This window comes from Buchnera aphidicola (Cinara pseudotaxifoliae), assembly GCF_900128595.1.
Lineage (GTDB): Bacteria > Pseudomonadota > Gammaproteobacteria > Enterobacterales > Enterobacteriaceae > Buchnera_F > Buchnera_F aphidicola_J.
In genome coordinates, this window is record NZ_LT635893.1 from 202557 (window position 1) to 227514 (window position 24958).

Annotated in this window: 20 protein-coding genes; 10 read left to right on the plus strand and 10 right to left on the minus strand. The window is 22.7% G+C overall.

Annotated elements, in window-relative coordinates:
• Window positions 1-27 precede the first annotated feature (27 nt).
• Window positions 28-921: a signal peptidase I gene (lepB, locus tag BUCIPSTX3056_RS00860; RefSeq protein ID WP_075474634.1), complete on the minus strand. Its 894-nt coding sequence runs from the start codon at window positions 919-921 to the stop codon at window positions 28-30.
• 22 nt (window positions 922-943) lie between these two features.
• Window positions 944-2734 carry a translation elongation factor 4 gene (lepA, locus tag BUCIPSTX3056_RS00865; RefSeq protein ID WP_075474636.1) on the minus strand — a complete coding sequence of 597 codons (1791 nt, stop codon included), beginning with the start codon at window positions 2732-2734 and terminating at the stop codon, window positions 944-946.
• A gap of 316 nt (window positions 2735-3050) precedes the next feature.
• Here lepA and mnmA point away from each other — a divergent pair, with 316 nt between their 5' ends.
• The 6 genes from mnmA to lipA all read left to right on the plus strand — a co-directional run bounded on the left by mnmA (window position 3051) and on the right by lipA (window position 9801).
• Window positions 3051-4154, plus strand: a complete 1104-nt coding sequence (mnmA, locus tag BUCIPSTX3056_RS00870; RefSeq protein ID WP_075474638.1) for a tRNA 2-thiouridine(34) synthase MnmA — start codon at window positions 3051-3053, stop codon at window positions 4152-4154.
• Window positions 4155-4436: 282 nt separating this feature from the next.
• Window positions 4437-5201, plus strand: a complete 765-nt coding sequence (locus tag BUCIPSTX3056_RS00875) for an enoyl-ACP reductase FabI (RefSeq protein ID WP_075474640.1) — start codon at window positions 4437-4439, stop codon at window positions 5199-5201.
• Window positions 5202-5314: 113 nt separating this feature from the next.
• Window positions 5315-7267, plus strand: coding sequence for an exoribonuclease II (locus tag BUCIPSTX3056_RS00880; RefSeq protein WP_075474642.1), 1953 nt, complete (start codon window positions 5315-5317; stop codon window positions 7265-7267).
• Window positions 7268-7417: 150 nt separating this feature from the next.
• Complete coding sequence (locus tag BUCIPSTX3056_RS00885) at window positions 7418-8068, plus strand: MarC family protein (protein ID WP_075474644.1); 651 nt, start codon at window positions 7418-7420, stop codon at window positions 8066-8068.
• Between the two features lie 78 nt (window positions 8069-8146).
• Window positions 8147-8770 carry a lipoyl(octanoyl) transferase LipB gene (gene lipB, locus BUCIPSTX3056_RS00890; RefSeq protein WP_075474646.1) on the plus strand — a complete coding sequence of 208 codons (624 nt, stop codon included), beginning with the start codon at window positions 8147-8149 and terminating at the stop codon, window positions 8768-8770.
• 89 nt (window positions 8771-8859) lie between these two features.
• Window positions 8860-9801, plus strand: a complete 942-nt coding sequence (gene lipA / locus BUCIPSTX3056_RS00895) for a lipoyl synthase (RefSeq protein ID WP_075474648.1) — start codon at window positions 8860-8862, stop codon at window positions 9799-9801.
• A 194-nt stretch (window positions 9802-9995) separates the two neighbouring features.
• Here lipA and sppA read toward each other — a convergent pair whose 3' ends face one another.
• From sppA to trpD, 7 genes are all read right to left on the minus strand, one after another.
• Window positions 9996-11861, minus strand: a complete 1866-nt coding sequence (sppA, locus tag BUCIPSTX3056_RS00900; RefSeq protein ID WP_075474650.1) for a signal peptide peptidase SppA — start codon at window positions 11859-11861, stop codon at window positions 9996-9998.
• Between the two features lie 399 nt (window positions 11862-12260).
• Window positions 12261-12677, minus strand: a complete 417-nt coding sequence (gene yciA / locus BUCIPSTX3056_RS00905) for an acyl-CoA thioester hydrolase YciA (RefSeq protein WP_075474652.1) — start codon at window positions 12675-12677, stop codon at window positions 12261-12263.
• Window positions 12678-12914: 237 nt separating this feature from the next.
• Complete coding sequence (locus BUCIPSTX3056_RS02125; RefSeq protein ID WP_075474654.1) at window positions 12915-13652, minus strand: YciC family protein; 738 nt, start codon at window positions 13650-13652, stop codon at window positions 12915-12917.
• Between the two features lie 123 nt (window positions 13653-13775).
• Window positions 13776-14597 carry a tryptophan synthase subunit alpha gene (gene trpA / locus BUCIPSTX3056_RS00915; RefSeq protein WP_075474656.1) on the minus strand — a complete coding sequence of 274 codons (822 nt, stop codon included), beginning with the start codon at window positions 14595-14597 and terminating at the stop codon, window positions 13776-13778.
• Between the two features lie 8 nt (window positions 14598-14605).
• Window positions 14606-15790, minus strand: coding sequence for a tryptophan synthase subunit beta (gene trpB / locus BUCIPSTX3056_RS00920; protein ID WP_075474658.1), 1185 nt, complete (start codon window positions 15788-15790; stop codon window positions 14606-14608).
• 8 nt (window positions 15791-15798) lie between these two features.
• Window positions 15799-17196 (minus strand): bifunctional indole-3-glycerol-phosphate synthase TrpC/phosphoribosylanthranilate isomerase TrpF, encoded by a 1398-nt coding sequence (gene trpCF, locus BUCIPSTX3056_RS00925; protein WP_075474660.1) that lies wholly within the window; start codon window positions 17194-17196, stop codon window positions 15799-15801.
• Between the two features lie 23 nt (window positions 17197-17219).
• On the minus strand, window positions 17220-18215 hold the full coding sequence (gene trpD, locus BUCIPSTX3056_RS00930; RefSeq protein ID WP_075474662.1) for an anthranilate phosphoribosyltransferase: 996 nt from the start codon (window positions 18213-18215) through the stop codon (window positions 17220-17222).
• A 796-nt stretch (window positions 18216-19011) separates the two neighbouring features.
• Here trpD and BUCIPSTX3056_RS00935 point away from each other — a divergent pair.
• A complete protein-coding gene (locus BUCIPSTX3056_RS00935) occupies window positions 19012-19743 on the plus strand; it encodes a pseudouridine synthase (protein WP_075474664.1) in 732 nt (243 codons plus the stop codon).
• Between the two features lie 191 nt (window positions 19744-19934).
• On the opposite strand, the gene BUCIPSTX3056_RS00940 is transcribed toward BUCIPSTX3056_RS00935, so the two are convergent.
• Window positions 19935-20735, minus strand: coding sequence for an inositol monophosphatase family protein (locus BUCIPSTX3056_RS00940; RefSeq protein WP_075474666.1), 801 nt, complete (start codon window positions 20733-20735; stop codon window positions 19935-19937).
• A gap of 179 nt (window positions 20736-20914) precedes the next feature.
• On the opposite strand from BUCIPSTX3056_RS00940, the gene rlmN reads away from it, so the two are divergent.
• The 3 genes from rlmN to glyA all read left to right on the plus strand — a co-directional run bounded on the left by rlmN (window position 20915) and on the right by glyA (window position 24776).
• Window positions 20915-21997, plus strand: a complete 1083-nt coding sequence (rlmN, locus tag BUCIPSTX3056_RS00945) for a 23S rRNA (adenine(2503)-C(2))-methyltransferase RlmN (protein WP_075474669.1) — start codon at window positions 20915-20917, stop codon at window positions 21995-21997.
• A gap of 135 nt (window positions 21998-22132) precedes the next feature.
• Window positions 22133-23410, plus strand: coding sequence for a histidine--tRNA ligase (gene hisS, locus BUCIPSTX3056_RS00950; RefSeq protein ID WP_075474671.1), 1278 nt, complete (start codon window positions 22133-22135; stop codon window positions 23408-23410).
• Between the two features lie 115 nt (window positions 23411-23525).
• Entirely contained in the window at window positions 23526-24776 is a 1251-nt protein-coding gene (gene glyA, locus BUCIPSTX3056_RS00955) for a serine hydroxymethyltransferase (protein WP_075474673.1), read from the plus strand.
• The last annotated feature ends 182 nt before the right edge of the window (window positions 24777-24958 follow it).

Consider the following 24958-nt stretch of genomic DNA (forward strand, 5'->3'; position numbering starts at 1 on the left):
TTATTAAATTTAATATTTATGATAATTTTATTGAATTTTTTTAAAAATTCTATTAAATAAAATTGTGTTCAGCCAATTTTTATTAGTGTAATTTACATTAAACCATATATATCTAGCTTTTCCTAAAATGTTTTTTTTTGAAACTAAACCCCAAAATCTACTATCTGAACTTTGATCTCTATTATCACCCATCACAAAATATTTGTTTTTAGGAATAACCCACATCCATTTTATTTTATTGTTATATTGTTTATATGGTTTATGTAAAAAATTTTTTATTCCATGTGTAACAATTATATTGTGTATATGATCACACAACTTTTCTCGATATAATTTTTTTTTCAAACACCTATATGTGCCTATATTCTTATCATTATATCTACAATAAATAGGATGTGTTTTTTTATTCATTTTGTTTTTTTGTTTTTCATAAAAAATGTTTGTATTTTTTATATTTTTATTTTTTACAATATATATTTTTTTTGTAAAAGGATGATAGATAATTGTATCTCCGGGAATACCTATAACACGTTTAATATAATTTTTTTTTGTGTAATGTGGATATTGAAATACGATAACATCGTTTCTAACGGGTTTATATTTTTTAAATTCAATTTTTTTATCATTAATATTATTTTTAATACAAGAAAATTTTTGTACTATTACATAATCACCTGCTAATAATGTTGGAAACATAGAATGTGAAGAAATAGTAAAAGGTTCGTAAAAAAACAATCTAAAAATAAAGATAAAAAAGATAAATGGAAAAATTTGAAGTAGTTGTTGTAATGATTTATTAAAATATATTGTTTTTTTTTTTTTTGAAAAAACATTATAAACAAAAGATATATAATATGATATCCATAAAATTCCTAATATTCCAGTCATAATAATAAATGTATATTTATTTAAAAGTTTCATATATTTTTATTCCGTGTTATCTTTAATCTAATTGTAGTATTGAAAAAAATATTTCATGAGGGATTTTAACATTTCCTATAATTTTCATTCTTTTTTTTCCTTTTTTTTGTTTCTGTAACAATTTTTTTTTTCTACTAATATCACCTCCATAACATTTAGATAATACATTTTTTCTAAGTTGAACGATGTTAGTTCGAGAAATGATGTTGTTATTAATGGAAGCTTGAATTGGTACATTAAATTGATGTCTCGGTATTATTTTTTTTATTTTTCCTATCATATTTTTTGCAAAATAAACAGAATTTTTTTTGTGACATATAGACGATAATGCATCGATTTTAATAGAATTAATCAAAATATCAATTTTAACCAAATCACTTTTTTTAAAACCAACAAAGCTGTATTCTAGCGAAGCATATCCACTGGATATAGATTTTAACTGATCAAAAAAATTCAAAATAACTTCAGATAATGGAATTTCATACTGAATTATAGTTTGAGTATTATGATATATTAAATTTTTTTGTATACCTCTTTTTTTAATACATAATTTAATAATTTCTCCTATATACTTAACAGGTGTTAAAATATTACACAATGCTATTGGTTCTCTAATTTCATAAATACAATTAAAATTAGGAAATTTTATAGGATTATCTAAATAAATTTTTTTTTTGTTTTTTAGAATAATTACTTCATATACCACTGTAGGTGCTGTTATGATTATTTTTATATTATATTCTCTTTCTAAACGAGATTGAATAATTTCCATGTGTAACATGCCTAAAAAACCACATCTAAAACCAAAACCTAATGCTTGTGAATTTTCAGATTCATAAAATAAAGAAGAATCATTTAACTGTAGTTTCTTTAAAGCATCTTTAAACTGATTATACTGATTATTTTGTATAGGAAACAAACCTGCATATATTTTAGGTTTGATTTTTTTAAAACCGGACAATAATGTATTAGAAGGATTTATTAATGATGTAATTGTTTCTCCAACTAATATAGATCGAATATTTTTAATACCGCAAATTATCCAGCCGACTTCTCCGCATGATAACATTGATTTTAAAATTCTTTTTGGTGTAAATATACCTAACTGATCTACTTGATAAACTTGCTTTGTTCTTAAAATAAGAATTTTATCTTTTATTTTTATATAACCGTTTTTTACACGTATCAATGATACTACTCCTAAATATTTATCAAACCAAGAATCAATTACTAACGCTTGTAAAGGATTATCGTTACTTCCTTTAGGAGAAGGAATGACAGTTATTATTTTTTCTAATAATTCTGGTATTCCCAGACCTGTTTTTGCAGAACATAAGACAATGTTTTCAGTAGAAATACCGATTATATCTTCTATATCTTGACGCACTTTTTGGGGATGAGAATTAGATAAATCAATTTTATTTAGAACAGGTAAAACAGATAACTTCATTTTTAAAGCATTAAAACAATTTGCAACAGTTTGTGCTTGAACACCTTGTGCAGAATCTACTAACAATAACGCTCCTTCACATGCAGATAAAGCTCTTGAGACTTCATATGCAAAATTTACATGTCCGGGTGTATCAATAAAATTTAAACAAAATTTTTTTCCCGATTTAGAAACATAATTGATTGTTACACTTTGTGCTTTAATTGTAATTCCTCGTTCTCGTTCTATATCCATGGTATCTAAAACTTGTTCAGACATTTCTCTTTTAGATAAACCACCACAAATTTGTATTAATCGATCAGATAAAGTAGATTTTCCATGATCTATGTGAGCAATAATAGAAAAATTTCTTATGTATTTCATAATATAATCAATGCGCCGTCTATTATAATGTTGATTTTATAAACTATGTATTTAAATTAAATATAATGATTTAGTAATAATTTTAATTAAATATTTTTAATAAATTTCTTATATATCATATATAATATAAAAACTATGTAAAATATGATATATATATTGTATATAATATATAAGAAATTTTTATTTAGTTACTAATTTTGTTTAAATAAATTAATTTAATAAATTTTAATACAATATTTTTTGTTCATAAAAATTTTGTCTGTATGTCAATGTATATATTTTATATATAAAACTAATATGGTGCTGTAATATCAACATGAAAAAAAAAAAAGTTATTTTAGCTATGTCAGGAGGAGTAGATTCTTCAGTTTCAGCATGGTTATTATTAAAAAAAGGATATAATGTAGAAGGTATATTTATGAAAAATTGGGAAGAAAATGATTCTAGTCATTACTGTTCTTCCAAAATTGATTTAAATGATGCCAAATCTGTATGTAAAAAATTAAATATCATATTGCATACTATTAATTTTTCTTTAGATTATTGGGAAAAAGTGTTCAGTAAATTCATTTTAGAATATAAAAGAGGTTATACTCCAAATCCTGATATATTATGTAATAAGATTATAAAATTTAATATTTGTTTGCGTTTTGCGTTAGAACAACTAAAAGCAGATTATTTTGCGACCGGTCATTATGCTGCAATTAAAAAAAAAAAAAATGAGTACTATTTGCATAGGGCTAAAGACTTAAATAAAGATCAAAGTTATTTTCTGTATACTCTACAATCAAATATTTTATCAAAAATTATTTTTCCTCTTGCAAATATAAAAAAATCAAAAACACGAAGATTGGCAAAAAAAATAAAATTATCTGTATATCAAAAAAAAGATTCTACCGGTATTTGTTTCGTTCAACCTAAAAAATTTAAATTATTCTTGAATCAATATATTCCTTATAAGACAGGAAAAATATTAACAATGTCTGGAGAATTTTTAGGATTACATGATGGTCATGAATATTATACTATTGGTCAAAGAAAAGGATTAAAAATTGGGGGACAAAAAAGTAAAAATACATATCCTTGGTATGTAGTTAAAAAAAATGTAAAATTAAATATTATTTTTGTTGTTCAAGGAGCAGGAAATCCTTATTTATTATCATGTGGATTTTTAACAAAGAAAATTTATTGGATTAATTATAAATTACATACATTTAAATTAAAATGTATGGTACAAATTAGATATCAAAGTTGTCCAATAGATTGCATTATTTATATAAATGATAAATGTAAAAATACATATATTATGTTTTCCAAACCAATCTCATGTGTTGCTCCCGGGCAATCAGCAGTATTTTATAAGCACGATCAATGTTTGGGTGGAGCTGTTATATATAAAAGTATGCAATACTTGCCGTAAGTACACAAATAAAATAATATAATTCAAAAATATCATTAAAAATTAATTATTTCGTAAAATTATTAAATTAATAATATTTATAACATTGATGTTTTATTTCATAAAAAAATAAGATATACGATATATATCGTAAATAATTTTTATTATTTTAAATATATAAAATTTCATTGTTAATAAAAACATTAATTATTATATAATATATAAAAATAAACATACAGTTTGTTGTTTTATTAATATAATGAATATTTCATCGTTAATAACATAATTGGTATATTTAAATATATGGCTTTTTTAAAAAATAAGAAAATTTTGATTTTTGGTATCAAAAATTATTTTTCTATTGCGTGGGGAATTGCTGTAGCAATGCACAAACAAAAAGCTAAACTAGCTTTTGCGTATCATGATGTAAGATCAAAAAAAAAGATCGAATATTTAGCTAAACAAGTTCGTTCCGAAATTATTTTAAAATGTGATTTAAACTCAGATAATTCAATAAAAAAATTATTTAAAAATTTACATAAAATATGGGGTAATTTTGATGGAATAGTTCATTCTATAGCATATGTTCCTCAAGTGCAGTTAAATAAAAATTATGTCAAGATAATTAATCGCAAAGATTTTCTAAATGCACATGAACTTAATTCTTTTAGCTTAGTAGCAATAGTTAAGGAAGCTGAAATTTTTCTTAATGATAAATCAGTTATTTTAACATTATCATATATTGGAGCTATTAAATATGTTCCGTATTATAATATAATGGGTATAGCGAAAGCTTCATTAGAAGCAAATGTTAGGTATCTATCAGTTTCTATGGGGAAAAAAAACATACGAGTAAATGCAATTTCATCAGGACCTGTAAAAACTGTTTCGGCCTATAGAATAAAAAATTTTCATAAAACTATAAAAAAAAATAAAAATAATTCTCCTTTACGAGCTAATGTAACTACACAAGAAATAGGAAATGTCGCAGCATTTTTATGCTCTGATTTATCCAGTGGAATCACCGGACAGATTATATATGTAGATAATGGAAATAATATTCTATAATATATTGTTATATCATACAAAATTTTTTTGATTATCAAATTAACGTAAATATATATTAGTGTTAATTTAATTTCATTTTAAAAATAGTAATAAAATTATTAGGTTATAATATTATGTTTCAAAATAATCCTATACTTATGCAATTAAAAAACCAATTACAAAAAAAAACACTTCAAGTAGAAGGAATTGTAAAAAGTACGTCTAAAGGTTTTGGTTTTTTAAAAGTAGATTCTCAAACAACATATTTTATTCCTCCTAAAAATATGAAAAAAGTTATTCATGGAGATAGGATAATAGGATCTGTTCAAAAAATAAATAACAAAGAAATTGTATTTCCTAAAAAATTAATAAAACCATTTTTAAAAAGATTTATAGGATCTGTGCATAAACATAATAATTCTATTTATATACAACCTAGATATCCATATATACGAGATATAACGTTTCATAAATATAAAACTACTATTAAAAGATCCTGGAAAAATGGTGATTGGGTTACTGCAGAATTATGTCAGCATATTCTGAATAATAACCATAACTGTTTTTGTATCAAAATATTAAAATTTATTTCTGAAAAAAAAAATCCATTATTACCTTGGCATGTTATTTTATCTAAATATAATTTAGAAAAAAAATCACCTAAAGTAGATTTTTTAAATTTTTTTCCACAGAATATTTCTAATAACGATCGTTTAGATTTAACAAATTTAGATTTTATTACTATTGATAATAACTATACAAAAGATATTGATGATGCTATTTATGTTGAAGAAACTAATACAAATCATTTAATTCTTACAGTAGCTATAGCTGATCCTACCGAATATATATTAGTAAATACAGAAATAGATAACATAGCAAAACAACGTGTTTTTACAAATTATTTACCTGGATTAAATATATCGATGTTACCAAAAAAATTTTCTGAAAATCTGTGTTCGCTACAACCTCACGTTAAAAGACCAGTGTTAGCATGTAAAATAGTAATTGATAGTAATGGTAAAATCGAAATGAAGCAAACGAATTTTTTTTTAGCCTGGATTAAATCTCAAAGTAAATTATCGTACGATGATGTATCTGATTGGTTAGAAAAATCAGGAAAATGGAAACCAAAAAATAAAAGAATTGAAAAACAAATACTTTTATTAAACAAAGTATATATTGTTAGAAATAGTTGGAGAAAAAAATATGCTTTGCTATTTAAAAACTATCCTGAATATACATTTCATTTATCTAAAAAATGGGAAATACTAGATATTTCTATAGATAGAAAAAGAATAGCTAACAAGATGATTGAAGAGTCTATGATTTCTGCAAATATTTGCGCTGCTGATTTTTTGGATAAAAAATTGGGTTTTGGTTTATATCATGCACATTCTGGATTTAATGACTTTAACATTAAAAATGTTGTTAAATTTTTAAAAACATATAATATACTATATACATCCGAAGAACTTATGACTATATCTGGTTTTTGTAAATTAAAAAGATCTTTGGATATATTGTCCGATGAATATGTAAATTATAGAATATATCGATTTCAATCTTTTGGAGAAATATGTACAGTTCCTAAACCTCATTTTTCTTTAGGACTATCTTCGTACGCTACTTGGACATCTCCGATAAGAAAATACAGTGACATGATAAATCATAGATTAATTAAATCAGTAATTAAAGGGTGCAAAAATATATCTCCTCCTGATAGCACATTAATATCACATATCGTTGAACGTAAAAGAAAAACACGTATGGCTGTTCGAAAAATAGAAGAATGGTTATACACAAATTTTTTTCATTCAATAAATTATAATAATCAAAATTATTATGCATATATTGTTGACATTTTTGGAAGTGGGATAAATGCTCGTTTACTAAAAAATGGAGCCTTTATATTTATTCCTTTAAAATATATTCATAATATTCGTAACGAAGTAATTTGTAAGCCAGAATATGGGGTTGTTTACATAAAAAATAAAATTCATTATAAAATATCAGATAATATTCTTGTACATTTATTATATATAAATAATATAACAAAAAAAATTATTGCAACTTTAGTAAAATAAAATGATATATGATATCATCATAATATTTTCAAAATAACAGAATAATATAAATTCTAATAAATAAATGACAGTATTATATGATTTACCGGATATTAATAAATACGTATTCATATCAAAAAATAACATTATAACTATACAGAGGATTTTTCTATGAACTTTTTAAGCGCTAATATGTATCTTTATTTAAATTTTTTTGTTACCTTGTTTATTTTAATAACTCCAATTAACATAATATTAATGTTTTTGTCTTCTTTTTATTTAAAAAATACCGAACAAACAAATCAAGTAAACATATTAATGCATCTTAGTTTATCTATAATTTTATGTATTACTTTGTTTTTAGGTTCTATAGCTTTAAATTTTTTTAATACACCACTAGCTTTTGTAAGTATTACTGAAGGTATAATGATGTTGTTTACTGCTTGGGCGTTCCTTAAAATTACTATTAGCAATTTTTTTAGTAAACATTCCAAACATAATAATTTTATGGACACAAACATGCAATCACCGTATCTTGCTTTAATTACACCTTTTCTTTTAGGAATAGGATCCATTAAAATGGTTATTGCATGGAGCATACATAATAATAGTATTTATAATTTATTAGGCGGAGCTACTGTTATAATTTTGTTTTCTATAATATGTTGTTGTATATGTAAAATTAGTTTATATTTTTCTAAATTTATAAATTATTCCATTATTTTAACAATGATACGTATTTTTGGTTTTTTGTTACTAACTGTTAGTATAAAATCTATTATCTATGGAATTCATAACATTTTTTGTACACCTGCAGTATAACAATTATTAAGACATTCCTTTTGATACAGCTATTGTATTAACTAATTTTTAATTAATTAATGTATATAAAACTAAAAAATGAAAATCATTATACGACATTTAGGTTTATGTAATTGGTTAAATATAGAAAAAAATATGTATGTATTTACAAAAAATAGAGATAAAAACACTATTGATGAATTGTGGTTAGTTGAACATAATCCTGTCTTTACATATGGTATTTCAGAAAAAAAATATAATATTTCTCATATTCATGGAATACCAGTTTTTAATTCAATTAGAGGTGGAAAAATTACATATCATGGACCCGGTCAATTAACAGTTTATTTATTAATTAATTTACAAAGAAAAAAAATCAAATTTTATAAATTAGTACAAAAAATTGAAGTTGTAATAGTGAAAGTGCTACAAGATTTAAAAATATCATCATATACAGATAAAAAATGGCCGGGAGTATATGTAAAAAAAAAAAAAATTTGTTCTTTAGGCTTTAGAATTATAAAAGGTTGTTCCTTACATGGTTTATCTTTAAATGTAAATATGAATTTAACTCCATTTAAATATATTGATCCTTGTGGTAATAAAAATATATCAATGACACAAATAAAAAAATTTAATAAAAATATTTCTATGAAAATTATAAAAGATTTATTTATAAAAAATTTTTGTATTTTTTTTGATTATTTTATAATTAATAATTGATTATTTGATTATATATTTAGCAAAAATTAATATATACATGATTTTACTTGCTGATTTTTTTTAAAAAACAAAATCGTAGAAGAATAAATATGTTTCAAAAAAAAAAAATTAATGTACATAAAAAAAAAGAAAATAATACATATATTATATCTAATATATTACCTAATCATTCAAATTCTATGGTTTTAAAAAAACCAAAATGGTTAAAAATTAGATTACCATCTAACTTAAAAAAAATTGATAAAATTAAAAATATTTTAAAACAAAATAATTTACATTCTGTGTGTGAAGAAGCTAACTGTCCTAATTTATCTGAATGTTTTAACCAAGGAACTGCTACATTTATGATTTTAGGTTCTATATGTACACGAAAATGTCCTTTTTGTGCAGTAAAAAAGGGAAGACCGTTAGAAGTAGATTCTGAAGAGCCTAAAAAAATATTCCAAGTTACTAATAAATTAAATTTAAAATATGTAGTGCTGACAGCAGTATCTAGGGACGACTTAAAAGACGGTGGAGCTAATCATTTTGCTAAATGTATTTATGAACTGAGAAAAAAAAAAAATATAAAAATAGAAATTTTAGTACCTGATTTTCGTAGAAAAGAAAAAACAGCATTAAATATATTTACTCAATATCCTCCAGATGTATTTAATCACAATATAGAAAATGTTCCAAGATTATATACGGAAGTTCGTCCTGGAGCTAGTTATATTAATTCTTTAAATTTGTTACATCAATTTAAAAAAATGTGTCCAGATGTACCTACAAAATCAGGAATTATGTTGGGCTTGGGGGAGAAAAAAAAAGAGATAATATCCGTACTGAAAGATTTAAAATCTGTAGGAGTATCTATAATTACAATTGGTCAATATATGCAACCTAGTAAATATCATTTATCTGTAAAAAAATATATTACACCAAGTGAATTTAATGAATTTAAAAAAATTGCTTCATCTTTAGGTTTTGTTAAAGTTTTTTGTGGTCCTTTAGTGAGATCTTCTTACCATGCTGAACAGCAATATATTTAAATATATAAATAACTTTTATATTCAATAATAATTTTAAAAACATAATATATCAATTTTATTAATTTTATCAAAATAAATTAAATATTTATATTGTTTAAAAATATTAAATAATTAATTAATGTATTAAATTATATTAAAACACCAAAAAAAATTAATTTATTTTTATTGGTGTTTTATTAATTTAAATAATTATTTTATATAATATATTTATCAAAACAAATAGCATTCAATTTACTAAATGATATATTTTTATATATATAATAAATTTTTTTATAAATAGAAGAAATAGTATTTATAGATTTTTTAGGTAAAAATGTTTGTAAAACGTTATAAGATTGCTTTTTAAGCAATTTTTTAATTTTATTTTTAGCTATTTCAGAGATAGTATAATTTCTAGTTGTCCATATAACATCAAAACTATTTAATTTTGCTAGTTTAGCTGCTTTACTAATAGCAACATCTAAATCACCTATTTCATCTACTAAACCTATTTTCTTAGCGTGTTCTCCTAGCCATACTCTACCATTTGCAATTTTTTGTATATACTGTTCAGTTTGATTACGTGAATGTGCTACGATATTAATGAATTTTTTATATCCATAAGAAATATCCATTAACATTCTTTTTTTCTCCTGTATCGACATATCAGTAAACGAATCAAATGAATCATAATAGTCAGTATGTACCCCGCTAGAATGTATACCTATTAATGACAATGTTTTTTCTAGAGTTGGTATGACAGAAAAAATACCTATAGATCCAGTAAGTGTAGTAGGGTGAGCTATAATATAGTCACCAGCAGTAGAAATCCAATAACCTCCAGATGCAGCCATATCTCCCATAGAAATCACTATTGGTTTTTTACATTGTTTTAATTCAAGTAATTTTTGTCTTATACGTTCTGAATCTTCTGTATTACCACCTGGACTGTTTATTCTTAAAACTATAGCTTTTATCTTGTTATTATATTGAGCGTGATTAATTTCGCTTAAAACATATGGAATATCCATAGCATCTGGTTCATCGGAACTATCTCCAATTGTACCATTTGCTATAATTACTGAAATTTTATTTGAATCTGAAGAGATTTTTTGTCCGTGTAAAGGATAATTATCAATGTTGACAACAGGATAGTCAACCTCGTTTGTATTTCTATAAAATTTTTTAATTAAATACTCCGTGCAGCTACTTCTTTTAGCAATGTAGTCTATTAAATGATTGTGTAAAGCATACTGTGCAAAATTATTATCATGTTTTTTTAACTTTTCAATAAATTCTTTGGAATTAGGACAAATTTCTTGTATAGGTATTTTTCTATTACGTGCTATTACACTTAAGAAATGTTTCCATTTAAACTGTACAATATTTTTATCTATTTTTTTATTTGCTCTGGATGAACTATTTCTTAAAAAAGGTTCTACAGCTGATTTGTATTTTCCTATTTTAAAAACATGTATGTGTATTCTAAATTTTTTTAAGAAATTTTTTAGAAACATCTTTGTGTTAGAAATACCGTTAAAATAAATAGATCCACTAGGTAATAAAAATATCCTATCAGCAAAGCTTGCTAAATAATATTCACTTTGTGAATAATTGCTTCCCATTGCAATAATTGGTTTCTTAGATTTTTTAAATTCGTGTAATTTTTTTCCAAAATATTCTAAAACTACTTGATCACTAGAAAAATTATTTTCTGCTTTTAACACAATACCTAGTATCATAGGATCTTTTTCTGCTTGTTTAATTTTTTTAGTAATTTCAAAAATAGAATTATCTGGATTATCTGAGTCACTATTATCTGAAAAATAATGAAACAGTCCATGTTTAAATATACTCTGTAGAGGTGTTTCTTCAAAAGAATCATATAAGCGTATTACTAATACTTTAGGTGTTTCTTTTACAACATCAGTCTTTGGTTTTTCTTTAACATCTTGAAGTGACCAAATAAATATAAAAATTATTATCAATAAAATTAAGTTTAGTAATACTTCTCTTATTATATTTAATAATTTATATATACATTTAAATATTTTGATTATGAAATTAAATAACATGAACATACAAATAACGATCCTCTTACAATAAGATAATTTTTAAAAAAAAATGATATATAAACTTTAAACAACTAAAAGATTATATATACATCATAATTATTAACTATTTTAATATAAAATATGTATATATGTTATACATATTAAATACAAAATAATGTATATTTAAAAATATTTAAATAAATTTATTAATACAATTTTATACATAAAATAAATATTTTTAATAAATGTTATTATGTTCGTGAAAACTTATCTTTATTATTTAAATTTTTTTAATTTTAAATATAATTATTTTAAAAATAATTATATTTGCATCTATAAATAACTAGATATTACTGTTTTTTTTACAAAATTTTATTTATTTAATTTTAATTAATAGAAAAATTCTATTTTATATAATATATATTTTTATATAGAATTAATTGTAGACAATAATTTTGGATGACCTTTTTTATCTATAGCGACATAAACAAATGTAGCTGTGGTTGTGCAGTATGATAATCCGCAAGAACGAGAATTCATTTTTTTAATCCATACTTCAATTTGAATAGTGATAGAAGTATTTCCTATTTTAATGCATTGAGCATAACAAGTTACCACATCTCCTACCGATATTGGTTTTAAAAAATTTATATCTTTAACGTGCACAGTATACACTAGTCCTTTTGAAATTTCTTTTGCTAAAATTCCACCACCAAGATCCATTTGAGCCATAATCCAACCTCCAAAAATCTTTCCGTTTACATTTCTACTAGATGGCATAGCGAGTGTTTTTAACATTATATTGTCAGCTTTAGCAATACTGTTATTTTTATAGTTTGACATTTGATTCACTAATTAAATTATAAATTTTTTTAAATTTTTATAAAAATTGTCTTTGATCATTATATTAATTTTTAAATGTAAAAATTTTTATAGATAATTAACTTTTTTATATTATTAATATCAACATACTTAATTCATTTATAAGATTTATTAATTAAATAATTATAATATATTTATTGAACATTTTTTTAAAAATAACTTAAAAAAATTTTATATGTATAAAAATACATATACAATCTAAGAAAAAACTTTTCTATTTCTAGAAAAATAATAAAATCTAAATAAGTATATAATTATATAAGAAAAATATATATTTATTAATATATTTAATAAAAAAATATTTATATATATCGGAAATGTATATGATAATTTTAATAATATTGAAAATAACCATCTAAATATCAACCAAACTAAAATTTTTGGGATTACAAGATTAACATTAACAAATATTATTTCTATACCACTACATAATGCACTAACTATATTCTTTTTTTCAGCTATATAATAAATAACAGACATAAAAAACATACTATGTAATAATATTTTCAAAATTGTAAAAAAACTAAAGGTTACTTCTATTAATGAATATTGTAAACAAAGAATCAAGGAAAACAAAAAAAAAGATTTAAATATATGTGATATTATATAATAAAATTTTTTTATTAAAAATGACGAAATAAATGGTATTAAACCAAATACTAATGTTAACAAAAAAAAATTACTAATAACAGAACTAATAATTTTCGTACGCATTATATAAAAAATTATTTTTTTTTGATTTACATCCATATCATGTATTACTTTAAATAAAGATGTTTTTTTTAAGAAATCTATACGATATAAACAGGATACTTCATTTACAGTAACATTAAAAATATAGTGTATCAATAATTTTATAAGTGAAGTTATAGTAGAAAATATTAATATTTTTGTTATATTTTTATAAAAAAAATAATGTACATCTATTATTATCATATATATACTAAACAAGATATATCCTCCTTATATTAAATAAATAATATATGTTGATATTATAAATGATATGATTATAAAATATATTTCATTAAAAATATTTTTTTATATAAAAATATTTACTTTTTAAGTAAAAATATTTTTTGTTTTAGATTTGAATCTAATTACTTGTTTTTTCATTTTTATTAACATTTTTTCAACATTCAAAATGTTTTCTTCTATAATTTTTACTATACATGAACCACAGACAATACCTTGTACGCCATTTTTTAAAATATCTTTAATTTGAGAGGTTTTATTAATTCCGAATCCTTGTATAATCGGAGAAGATTGATATTTTTTTAATTTTTTAATAGTTTTTAATAATAACTGCTTAGAATATATTTTTTGAATACCTGTAACACCGGGTCTGGATACGAGATAGGTGTATCCCTGGCTGCTGTTAGAAATTTTTTTAATTAAAGTAGTATTAGCATCGGGAGGACAAATAAAAACTGATTGTATATTATACATATTTGCTGTTTTTTTAAATACATAAGATTCTTCTATTGGTACATCTGCAATTAAAACAGAGTCAATTCCACTGGATTTACAGTATGAATAAAAATGCGTTAACTTATTATATAAAACAAGATTAGCGTATGTCAGTATTCCAATTGGGATTGTAGAATATTTAGATCGTATACGCTTAACCGCATTAAAAAACTGCTTAATAGTGACATTATTTTTTAATGCTCTATCATGTGCTTTTTGTATAGTAATTCCATCTGATATAGGGTCAGAAAATGGTATTCCTAATTCTAACGCATCAGCACCATGTTTAATTAATACATTAACAAGCTCTAGAGAAACATCTATAGATGGATCTCCTAAAACTATAAAAGGAATAAAACAATATTCTTTTTTAAAATATAATTTTTTAAATAATAGTTTGTATCGTGAGTTCATGTGTACGCTTATGTTGATTTATTAATAATATTATCAATAGTTGTAAGATCTTTGTCTCCTCGACCAGACAAGTTTACAATTATTGTTTGTTTTTTGGTAGGATTCATACGCATTAATTTTAACGCATATGCAATAGCATGAGATGATTCTAAAGCAGGAATTATACCTTCTAATTTAGATAATTGTAAAAATGCATCAACTGCTTCTTCATCAGTAATAGACACATATTTAACTCTTTGTATATATTTTAACCATGCATGTTCTGGTCCTATTGAAGGAAAATCTAAACCAGCTGAAATTGACCATGATTTTTTAATTTGTCCGTTATTATTTTGCATAAGATACGATTTCATACCAAAATAGATTCCTTTTTTACCTAAACTTAAAGCAGCTCCGTGCTGATCGGTATGTAGTCCTAGTCCTGCAGGTTCAACACCAATTAATTTAACTGATGTATTTTCTAAAAAAGATGAAAATATTCCAATAGCGTTAGATCCTCCACCTACACAAGCAATAATGAAATTAGGAAGAATATTGTTTCTTGATAAAATTTGCTTTTTAGTTTCTTGTCCGATTATTTTTTGGTATTCCCGCACAATAGTAGGATAGGGATGGGGGCCTGCTGCTGTTCCTATCATATAATGAGTATCTGAATAACTATTAGACCAGTCTCTTAGAGCTGCGTTACAGGCGTCTTTGAGTGTTCCTGATCCAGATGATACAGGAATTACTTCTGCTCCTAATAATCTCATTTTAAGGACATTTTGTGATTGTCTCAACATGTCCTTGGTTCCCATATATATCCGACATTTTAATTGCAATAAAGAACACGCTATAGCAGAAGCTACTCCGTGTTGTCCAGCTCCTGTTTCTGCAATAACACAATTTTTTTTCATTTTTTTTGCTAATAAAGCTTGTCCTAGGACCTGGTTGGTTTTATGTGCTCCTCCATGTAATAAATCTTCTCTTTTTAAATAAATTTTAGTTTTTGTGTTATTGCTGATATTTTTACATAATGTTAAAGGAGTGGGTCTACCTGCATAAGAACATAGCAAATTATGTAACTTGTTATTAAATTGTTTATCATTTTGTGTGTGAACAAAAACTTTTTCTAATTCATATAATGCTGGCATTAAAATTTGTGGAACAAACATTCCACCGAATTTTCCAAAATAAGGGTTAAGTATGGTCATAATATTAACTATTGATTTTTTTTTGTAAGTAATTTCTTATTTTTTGAATATAATCGTAATATTGTAAATGCTAATTTAATCTTTTTAGGATCTTTAATTCCCGGACATATTTCTAAACCTGAGTTTAAATCTAATCCAATAAAACCTAATGTAGATGCTAAAAAAATATTTTTTAAATTTAAACCTCCAGCTAACATCATATTAGATATATTAAATTTTTTTATTAATTTCCAATTAAAATTTTTTCCTGTACCTCCTGTTTTATGATCTAGAATATAACGATTAATATTTTTATTTGTATATATAATAGTATTTTTTTTTACGGGTACTGCTTTCCAAATACGTACATTACTGGGTAATAATTTCTTTAGAGTTATAATAAAATCTTTACTTTCCGTTCCGTGTAGTTGTACTGCATATAAATTTAATTCACACACTTTTTTCAAAATATCTTGATGTGTTTGATTACAAAAAACACCAACATATTTCAATAAATTATTTTTTATAATTTTCATTCCTTTTTGTATAGTAATACATCTCTTTGATGAGGGGGTAAAAATTAAACCTCCATACACACAACCGACTTTTTCAGCTAACCAAGCGTTTTCATGAATTGTTAAACCGCAAATTTTGTTATTACCATATATTAATTTACGTACAGAAAATTCCAAATTTTTTGAACGCATTAAATGTGTTCCAATCAAAAAACCATCAACTAATTTACTAAATGAACGAATCTCTTGATATTTCTTAATACCAGATTCACAAATAATAATTTTATTATGAGGAATTAATGATGAAAGTTTTTTAGTAGTATCTAAGTTTACAGATAAGTCATTTAAATTTCTATTGTTAATTCCAATTATTTTTGCCTTTAAAAATAAAGCACGTTTTAATTCTTCTAAAGTATGTATTTCAGTTAACACCCCTAAATTCATACTGATTGCAATTTTAGACAATTTTATATATGTTTCATTATCAAGAATAGATAGCATTAATAATATTGCATCTGCTTGATGATAACGAGCATAATATATCTGATAAGGATCAATAAAAAAATCTTTACATAACAATGGTTTATCAGTTTGTTCACGTGCTTGTAATAAATATCGAAAACTACCATTAAAAAATTTTTTTTCTGTAATTACAGAAATAACATCAGCATATTTATGATACGTCGATATTATTTCTGAAATATCAAATTTTTTTCTAATAACACCATTTAAAGGAGAAGATTTTTTACATTCCAATATAAATGATGGACGATTTTTTTTTAATTTTTTTTCAAAAAAACAATTTGTTTTTTTTATTTTTCCATAAAAAGAATTTAAAGGGGTACTTTTTTTTTTATGATACACCCATTCTTGTGTACATTGTAATATTTTAGAAATTATATTATTTTTCATAATTTTTCTTGAATAAATGATTTTTATGGTTTAGATAGTCTAATAACAAAATCATAAACTTGACCAGTATTAATAAAATTTAATATTTTTAATGTATTTTGTGAAATATCATCATTTCCTAAAACTTTCATTAATAATGCTATATTAATTGCAATTGTTTGTGCATACACCGGTTCTCCTTTTCCTTTTAATAATTTTATAGTTTCTATATAATTTTCTTGTTCAGTTTTATTAATGAGATATTTTTTATCACATTTTTTTAAACCAAAATCTTCTGGATAAACCTTATATTTGATGATTTTTTTATTATTTAATTCAACTATGTGCGTTTCGGAATAAAGTGTAGCTTCATCTATTCCTCCGCTATGTACAATAATAGCTCGTTGATACTGTAACTTGGATAATATTTTTGCGTATAATAACATTAATTCTACTTTATATACACCAATTAATGCATGTTTAGGTTGAGCGGGGTTTAGTAATGGACCCAGTATATTAAAAATAGTTCTTGTATGTAATGATTTGCGAACATGTGAAATTTTTTCAAAATCGCTAAAATAAGAATTAGCTAATAAAAAACAAATATTTTTATTATCTAAATATTTTTTAGACTGTTGAGGCGATAATGCAACATTTATTTTTAATTTTTGCAATAAATTTGCAGAACCTAAATTTCCAGAAGAATTTATATTACACATTTTTGCTATTTTAATACCATAACATGCTGCAACAAGAGCACTAACGGTAGATATATTAAAACTATTTTTTTGATCACCTCCTGTACCTACAATATCAGATATAATATAATTAGGTTTAGGAAATAATTTCATTGATTGCATTAAAAATTTTCTAGCTCCAATAATTTCTTCGTATGTTTCTGTTCGATATGATAATATCGATAATATTGCAGATATTTGTATGTCATTAAGATTTTTATGAAAAATATTATGAAATAAAGTATAGCTTTCTAATTTATTCAAACACTCTCCATTATATATTTTTTTTAAAATTTTTTTCATTTTTATATACAACCATAAATCATATTAAATTAACAATATTAAAATATATTAATATATGATTATTACTCTATTTTAAAAATTGTTACATATCTATATTATAACACTATCTATTAGCTATTTTACGAACAAACATAAATTTTTTGGTTAATTAATTATATTTATTAAAAATTGTTATAAGTTATTAATAAATTAAAATTAATAAAATTAATTTTAAACATAAAAATTATATATGATATTTATATTTTTACAGATAAATAATATTATTTAGATATATTAGAACATTAAAATCAATTATAAATTACAATAAAATAATTAAATATGGTTATATTTTAAATATAAAAATAAATACATGTAAAATATTACAAATAAAATTTATAAATATTTTAAATTAAAAATTATTTTATTAAATTATTAATGTAATTATGTAAATAAAAAAATATAGTTTATATAAATTAAACATATAAATTTATTATAATACAAAAATAATTTGTATTGTAATCATACATTTTATATTTATATATTTTATATAAAATTTACTATTTATTATAAACAATAATAAATGTTATTATCTAGTTTGATAATAGCACTCTTTTTTTATAAAAACAAAACATTTATATTATTCAAAAATTTCAATAAATAAATATTTTATATGTATATATATACACAAATAATTTTTATATTTAAATAAAAAATATATAATTATATTTATAATAATACATGTTATTAAATACAAAAAATATTGCATATAAAACCAATAATAAAATTTATTACAATTTATATAAACAGGATCTTTATTATGAAAGAAAGAATTCAAAAAATATTGTCTAACTATGGTCTCGGATCACGTCGAACTATTGAAAAAAAAATTTTTCAGAAATTAATTAAAATAAACGGGCAAACGATTTCTTTAGGGCAACGTTTTTTAAAAAATGAAATTCAATATGTATTATTTAATAATAAAAAATTCTTTTTAAAAAAAGATATCACTAGAGTTATTGTTTACAACAAACCTATTGGTGAAATTTGTACCAAAAAGGATGAAAAAAAAAGAAACACGGTTTTTGATAAATTACCTAAATTATTTCATTCTAAATGGATTAATGTAGGAAGATTAGACATTAATACATCAGGTTTACTATTGTTTACTAATTATGGAGAATTAGCGCATAGACTCATGCATCCACGTTACATGATCAAACGAGAATATTTAGTTAAAGTTTTCGGAAAAATATCAAAAAATAAAATTTTAACTTTAAAAAACGGAATTAAAATTGGTTCTTCAGTTTCAAAGTTTTATGAAATTTTTAGTATAAATAATCAAAAAAAAAATCAATGGTTCAAAGTATCTTTACTGCAAGGAAAAAATCGAGAAGTACGGTTACTATGGAAATCAGTTGATATACAAGTTAATAAATTAATTCGAATTAGTTATGGTTCTACAGTATTACCAAGAAATTTATCAAAAGGAAAATTTATAGAATTAAATTCTATTGATATAAAAAATATTTTTAATTCAGTAAATTTATAAATTTTTTTAGTTAACAAAAAAAAATAATTTTTAAAAATATTTTATTATATTTTTAATAAATAAAAAATAAAACTATATTAGTAAATATTTATCCTTAATGCATATATAAGAATATACTTTATACTAGATTTTTTAAAATAAATGTATATTGTAAACATACAATTTTATTTTTACTTATTATTTATAATTCTTTAAAAATTAAATTTTTTATATAACTTACGTGTTTTTTTTAAAAAAAATCTCAAAATATTAGCTTGTCCTATTAATACAACTTTATTTTTAATATAATTATGTCCTCCAACAAAATCAGTCATCAATGCTCCTGATTCTCTAATCTGCAATTCCCCAAAGTTTATATTTAACGGTTTCTCATTAAATCCAACATAAATATTAATTTTTCCTGAAGATAAATATGCTAAATCTAAAATCGAGCAGCCGGTGTGTCGAAAAGAAATTGTTTCTTGGATAAGTTGTTGGATTAAAGAAATATATAAATCAGCATTTTTTTGGCTGTCTTCTCTGAAATAAAAAGCTATAATTTTATTAGAAGTATTCTTATATGTACAACATCTAGCACGAAAACCATTTAACTGAGCACCTTGACCTTTAATAGCTGTAAATAAATCATTTTTAATAGGATCATATATTACTGATATATACGTTTGATTTTTTTCTTTTATTAATATTGACAGACAAAAATGTGGAATTTTTTTAATAAAATTCATGGTTCCGTTTAAAGGATTAATAAACCACTGATTATTTTTCTTTAAAGATTTTTTTCTAGAATATACATTATGTATAGAATGTTGAGGGTATGATTGATGTATAATAGAATAAATAGAAGAAAAAGTTTTTTTTCGTATTTTACGTAAATAATCAATTGTATTTAGTGAATCTAATTGATTCCTAATATCTTTAGAATCATAATTTTGAGTAATAATTTTTCCACCTATTCGAATAGCCCGTATAGCAATATTTAACATAGGATTCATGTAATAATCTCTCATATATAATGTTTTTTATAAAATTGTTATGAATAAATATTTTTAATATTAAAATTCAATATCTTTATCTAACTAGATGTTTATTATATACTTGTTTCAATACATTTTAAAAATTTATTTTTATTTTTAGAGGTAAATAATATTAACTAATATATTTTGGAAAAATAATGCTTAATAAACAATTTTTAGAAATTAAATCAAAAAAAAAAATCAATTTATTAAATTTTAATTTACAAAAAATGATTAATTTCGTATTACAATTAGGAGAAAAAAAATTTCGAGCTATACAAATAATGGAGTGGATTTATAAAAAAAATTGTATTAATTTTAAAAATATGAATAATTTAAATAGTTCTTTACAAGAAAAATTAAAAAAAACATCTATTATTCAATTACCTCAATGTATAAATGAACTAAAATCAATTGATGGTACAATAAAATGGAATTTTTTGTTTAATACTGAATTTATTGAAACAATATATATTCCAGAAAAAAAACGTGCTACTCTGTGTATCTCATCTCAAGCAGGGTGTGTTTTAGGTTGTAAATTTTGCGCAACAGGTAAATTAGGATACACTCGTAATTTATTAGTTTCAGAAATTATTGGTCAAATATGGTACGCTATAGATAAAATAAATCAGTATAGAAACAGAAATCATATTTTATCTCCAATTAAAAATATTGTTATGATGGGTATGGGAGAACCTTTATTAAATTTAAAAAACATTATTATTGCAATTGATATTATGTTACATAAATATGGTTTTAATTTTTCTAAAAATAAAGTGACTCTATCAACAGCTGGTCTTGTTCCAGCTATAAATAAAATAGCCGGAAAAATAGATATTTCATTAGCAATCTCCTTACATGCATCTAATGATTATATTCGTAACATGATTATGCCTATAAATAAACGTTATAATATTAAGATGTTATTGTCATCTGTTAGAAATTATTTAAAAAAATCAACAGCAAATCGAGGTGTAGTAACAATTGAATATGTTATGTTATTATATGTTAACGATTATAAACATCACGCAAAAGAATTAGCGTGTTTGTTAAAAAATATACCTTGTAAAATTAATTTAATTCCTTGGAATACCATAAAAAATTCTTCTTATAAATGTAGTAATTACAACAGAATTACTACATTTTGTGAATATTTAAAAAGCAAAGGTTTTGTTATCATGATTAGAAAAAACAGAGGTTCTGATATTCAGGCTGCATGCGGACAATTAACAGGCATATAAAATTATTTTTGTTAATCAGTCAATACCTTTAATTTATAAATTATATGTGTTTTATATAAAAGAAAAATTTCTTATACACTAAAGTTTTAAAAAATTAATTAAATCAACAATTTTAATATAGGATTCTTATTTTATATGAGTAAAACGTATCAATCAGTTAGAGGTATGCACGACATTCTTCCTTTAGAAATTAATTCTGTGCAAACCGTTGAAGAAACAATAAAAAAAATCCTGCATAATCATTCATATTTTGAGATTCGTAGCCCAATAATTGAACACACTGAATTATTTAAAAAATCAATTGGTAATAATACTGACATTATTCATAAGGAAATGTATAATTTTAGAGATAAAAAAAAAAAAAAAATTTCACTGAGACCAGAAGGTACTGTTGGTTGTATTCGAGCTTGCATACAAAATAATATGTTTTACAATTCTAAAATTCAAAAATTATGGTATTACGGTCCTATGTTTCGTTATGAAAGACCACAAAAAGGGCGATTTAGACAATTCCAACAATTTGGAGTTGAATATTTTGGTATAAATAGTTATTTTGCTGATTACGATATGATCATGTTAACCGTAAGTATTTGGAAAAAATTAAATCTATTAGAATATTTAATATTAGAAATAAATTCTCTTGGAACTATAAAAGATAGGGAAGATTTTTCTTTGGATTTAAAAAGATTTTTTCAAAAACATACATCAGGACTGACTACATACGAAAAAAAATTATTGTCTACCAATCCAATTCGTATTTTAGATAGCAAAAGCACCCATATAATAAAATTATTAAAATCTGCGCCTATTTTAAATCAATATATAAATTCACATTCACATAAACGTTTTAAGAAACTATGTACTTTATTAACTCAATCAAAAGTTAATTATATTGTAAATAATCAATTAGTTAGAGGATTAGATTACTACAATGATACTGTATTTGAATGGACATCAAAAAAATTAGGTTCACAACATACTGTTTGTGCAGGTGGTCGTTATGATAATTTAGTAGAATATTTAGGTGGAAAAAAAAATCCAGCTATCGGATTTGCTATTGGTATAGATAGGATAATTATTTTAAAAAAATCTATTAATCCAGAGTCTTGTGAAAATTTTTTTGTTGATATAAATATCATTTTTTTAGAATCCATGTATTCAGTATTATCAATATATATTGCTAATCAATTACGTTATATGTGGCCAAAATTAAGAATTAATACTTCTTTAAAAAAATTCAAAAAGAATAATTATTTAAAAAAATCAAATAAAATAAAATCAAAATTTTTATTAGTTTTGCAATCTAGTTTATTGAATGTAAATAAAATTTTAGTTAAAAATATATACAAAAAAAAAAATCAAATAATTTTAATAAATAGAGTTTTCCAAAATCCATGTATTTTTATTAATTAATATAATTTTATTATTACATAATATTTAATATCAAATTATTTGATTAATAAAAAATTTTTAAATATTGTTAATTATTACAAATAATTGACATTTTATAGTAAGTCATTACAAATATATGATGAATAAAACACTAAAAAAAGCAGATAAAGAAGTTTGGAATTTAATTCAAAAAGAAAAAACAAGACAAGAATCATGTATTAATTTAATTGCATCAGAAAATTATGCAAGTCGTTCTATATTAGAAGCTCAAGGTTCCTGTTTAACAAATAAATATGCAGAAGGATATATTGGAAATCGTTTTTATAACGGATGTAATGTGATTGATGAAATTGAAAATATTGCTATTAATAGAGCTAAAAAATTATTTAATGTTGAGTATGTTAATGTACAACCCCATTCTGGTTCACAAGCTAATTTTGCAATTTTTCAAGCATTACTAAAACCAAAAGATATTATTTTAGGTATGAATTTAAATCACGGAGGACACTTAACACATGGATCTACTGTAAATTTTTCAGGAAAACTATACAAATCTTATACTTATGGTATCAAAAAAAACGGTGAAATAGATTATAAAAATTTTCAATATTTATCAATGTTATATCGACCTAAAATGATTATTGGTGGATTTTCTGCATATTCAGGAATCTGTGATTGGAAATATATGCGTAAAATTGCTGATAAAATAAATGCTTACTTTGTCGTAGATATTTCGCATATTGTTGGTTTAATTATAGCCGGTCTATATCCTAATCCCATTAAATATGCTCATGTTGTTAGTACTACTACACATAAAATTTTAGGAGGACCGAGAGGAGGATTAATACTTTCAAATAACGGAAATAAAAAATTATATTCTAAATTAAATTCATCTGTGTTTCCAGGTAGTCAAGGAGGACCTTTAATGCATGTTATTGCAGCTAAAGCAAGTTCTTTTAAAGAAGCCTTAAGTTCAGATTTTTTATTATTACAAAAAAACACAATAATATTTGCAAAAAAAATGGTTGAAATATTTTTAGAAAAAAAATTTAGAATTGTTTCCGGAAAAACAGAAAATCATTTGTTTTTAGTAGATTTATCTACTAAAGGAATAACTGGAAAAGAAGCTAGCGATTTATTAGCTACTGCTAGAATTATTGTAAATAAAAATACTATTCCTAACGATTCTAAAACACCTTTCATTACATCTGGAATTCGTATCGGTACTCCAGCGCTTGCTAAGCGTAAATTTAATATTAATAATGTTAGTCAAATTACTTATTGGATATGTGATATTTTAAATAATCCAAATAATTTATCTCAGATTAAAAATATAAAAAGAAAAATAAAAAAACTCTGTAAAAAATATCCTATATATAGTACATAAAAATTATTTATAATAAATTATTTATATAAGAAGCATAAATATCATTTACTTTTATACATTTATATAAAATTTTAATGAAAAACATTGTATATGCTATTTTTTTAACAATTAATAAAACATTTTATGTTACATGTATTATGTGTAACATAATTCTTATTAAATAATCATTTAACATAAAATTT

Coding starts and splice junctions, on each gene's coding strand:
- BUCIPSTX3056_RS00875 (WP_075474640.1), top strand. CDS start 4,437: ATGGCTTTTTTAAAAAATAAGAAAATTTTGATTTTTGGTATCAAAAAT.
- trpD (WP_075474662.1), bottom strand. CDS start 18,215: ATGAAAAAAATTTTAAAAAAAATATATAATGGAGAGTGTTTGAATAAA.
- BUCIPSTX3056_RS00935 (WP_075474664.1), top strand. CDS start 19,012: ATGAAAGAAAGAATTCAAAAAATATTGTCTAACTATGGTCTCGGATCA.
- lepA (WP_075474636.1), bottom strand. CDS start 2,734: ATGAAATACATAAGAAATTTTTCTATTATTGCTCACATAGATCATGGA.
- BUCIPSTX3056_RS02125 (WP_075474654.1), bottom strand. CDS start 13,652: ATGATAATAATAGATGTACATTATTTTTTTTATAAAAATATAACAAAA.
- glyA (WP_075474673.1), top strand. CDS start 23,526: ATGATGAATAAAACACTAAAAAAAGCAGATAAAGAAGTTTGGAATTTA.
- sppA (WP_075474650.1), bottom strand. CDS start 11,861: ATGTTCATGTTATTTAATTTCATAATCAAAATATTTAAATGTATATAT.
- BUCIPSTX3056_RS00885 (WP_075474644.1), top strand. CDS start 7,418: ATGAACTTTTTAAGCGCTAATATGTATCTTTATTTAAATTTTTTTGTT.
- lipB (WP_075474646.1), top strand. CDS start 8,147: ATGAAAATCATTATACGACATTTAGGTTTATGTAATTGGTTAAATATA.
- rlmN (WP_075474669.1), top strand. CDS start 20,915: ATGCTTAATAAACAATTTTTAGAAATTAAATCAAAAAAAAAAATCAAT.
- trpB (WP_075474658.1), bottom strand. CDS start 15,790: ATGACCATACTTAACCCTTATTTTGGAAAATTCGGTGGAATGTTTGTT.
- yciA (WP_075474652.1), bottom strand. CDS start 12,677: ATGTCAAACTATAAAAATAACAGTATTGCTAAAGCTGACAATATAATG.
- hisS (WP_075474671.1), top strand. CDS start 22,133: ATGAGTAAAACGTATCAATCAGTTAGAGGTATGCACGACATTCTTCCT.
- BUCIPSTX3056_RS00940 (WP_075474666.1), bottom strand. CDS start 20,735: ATGAATCCTATGTTAAATATTGCTATACGGGCTATTCGAATAGGTGGA.
- lepB (WP_075474634.1), bottom strand. CDS start 921: ATGAAACTTTTAAATAAATATACATTTATTATTATGACTGGAATATTA.
- trpCF (WP_075474660.1), bottom strand. CDS start 17,196: ATGAAAAATAATATAATTTCTAAAATATTACAATGTACACAAGAATGG.
- lipA (WP_075474648.1), top strand. CDS start 8,860: ATGTTTCAAAAAAAAAAAATTAATGTACATAAAAAAAAAGAAAATAAT.
- trpA (WP_075474656.1), bottom strand. CDS start 14,597: ATGAACTCACGATACAAACTATTATTTAAAAAATTATATTTTAAAAAA.
- mnmA (WP_075474638.1), top strand. CDS start 3,051: ATGAAAAAAAAAAAAGTTATTTTAGCTATGTCAGGAGGAGTAGATTCT.
- BUCIPSTX3056_RS00880 (WP_075474642.1), top strand. CDS start 5,315: ATGTTTCAAAATAATCCTATACTTATGCAATTAAAAAACCAATTACAA.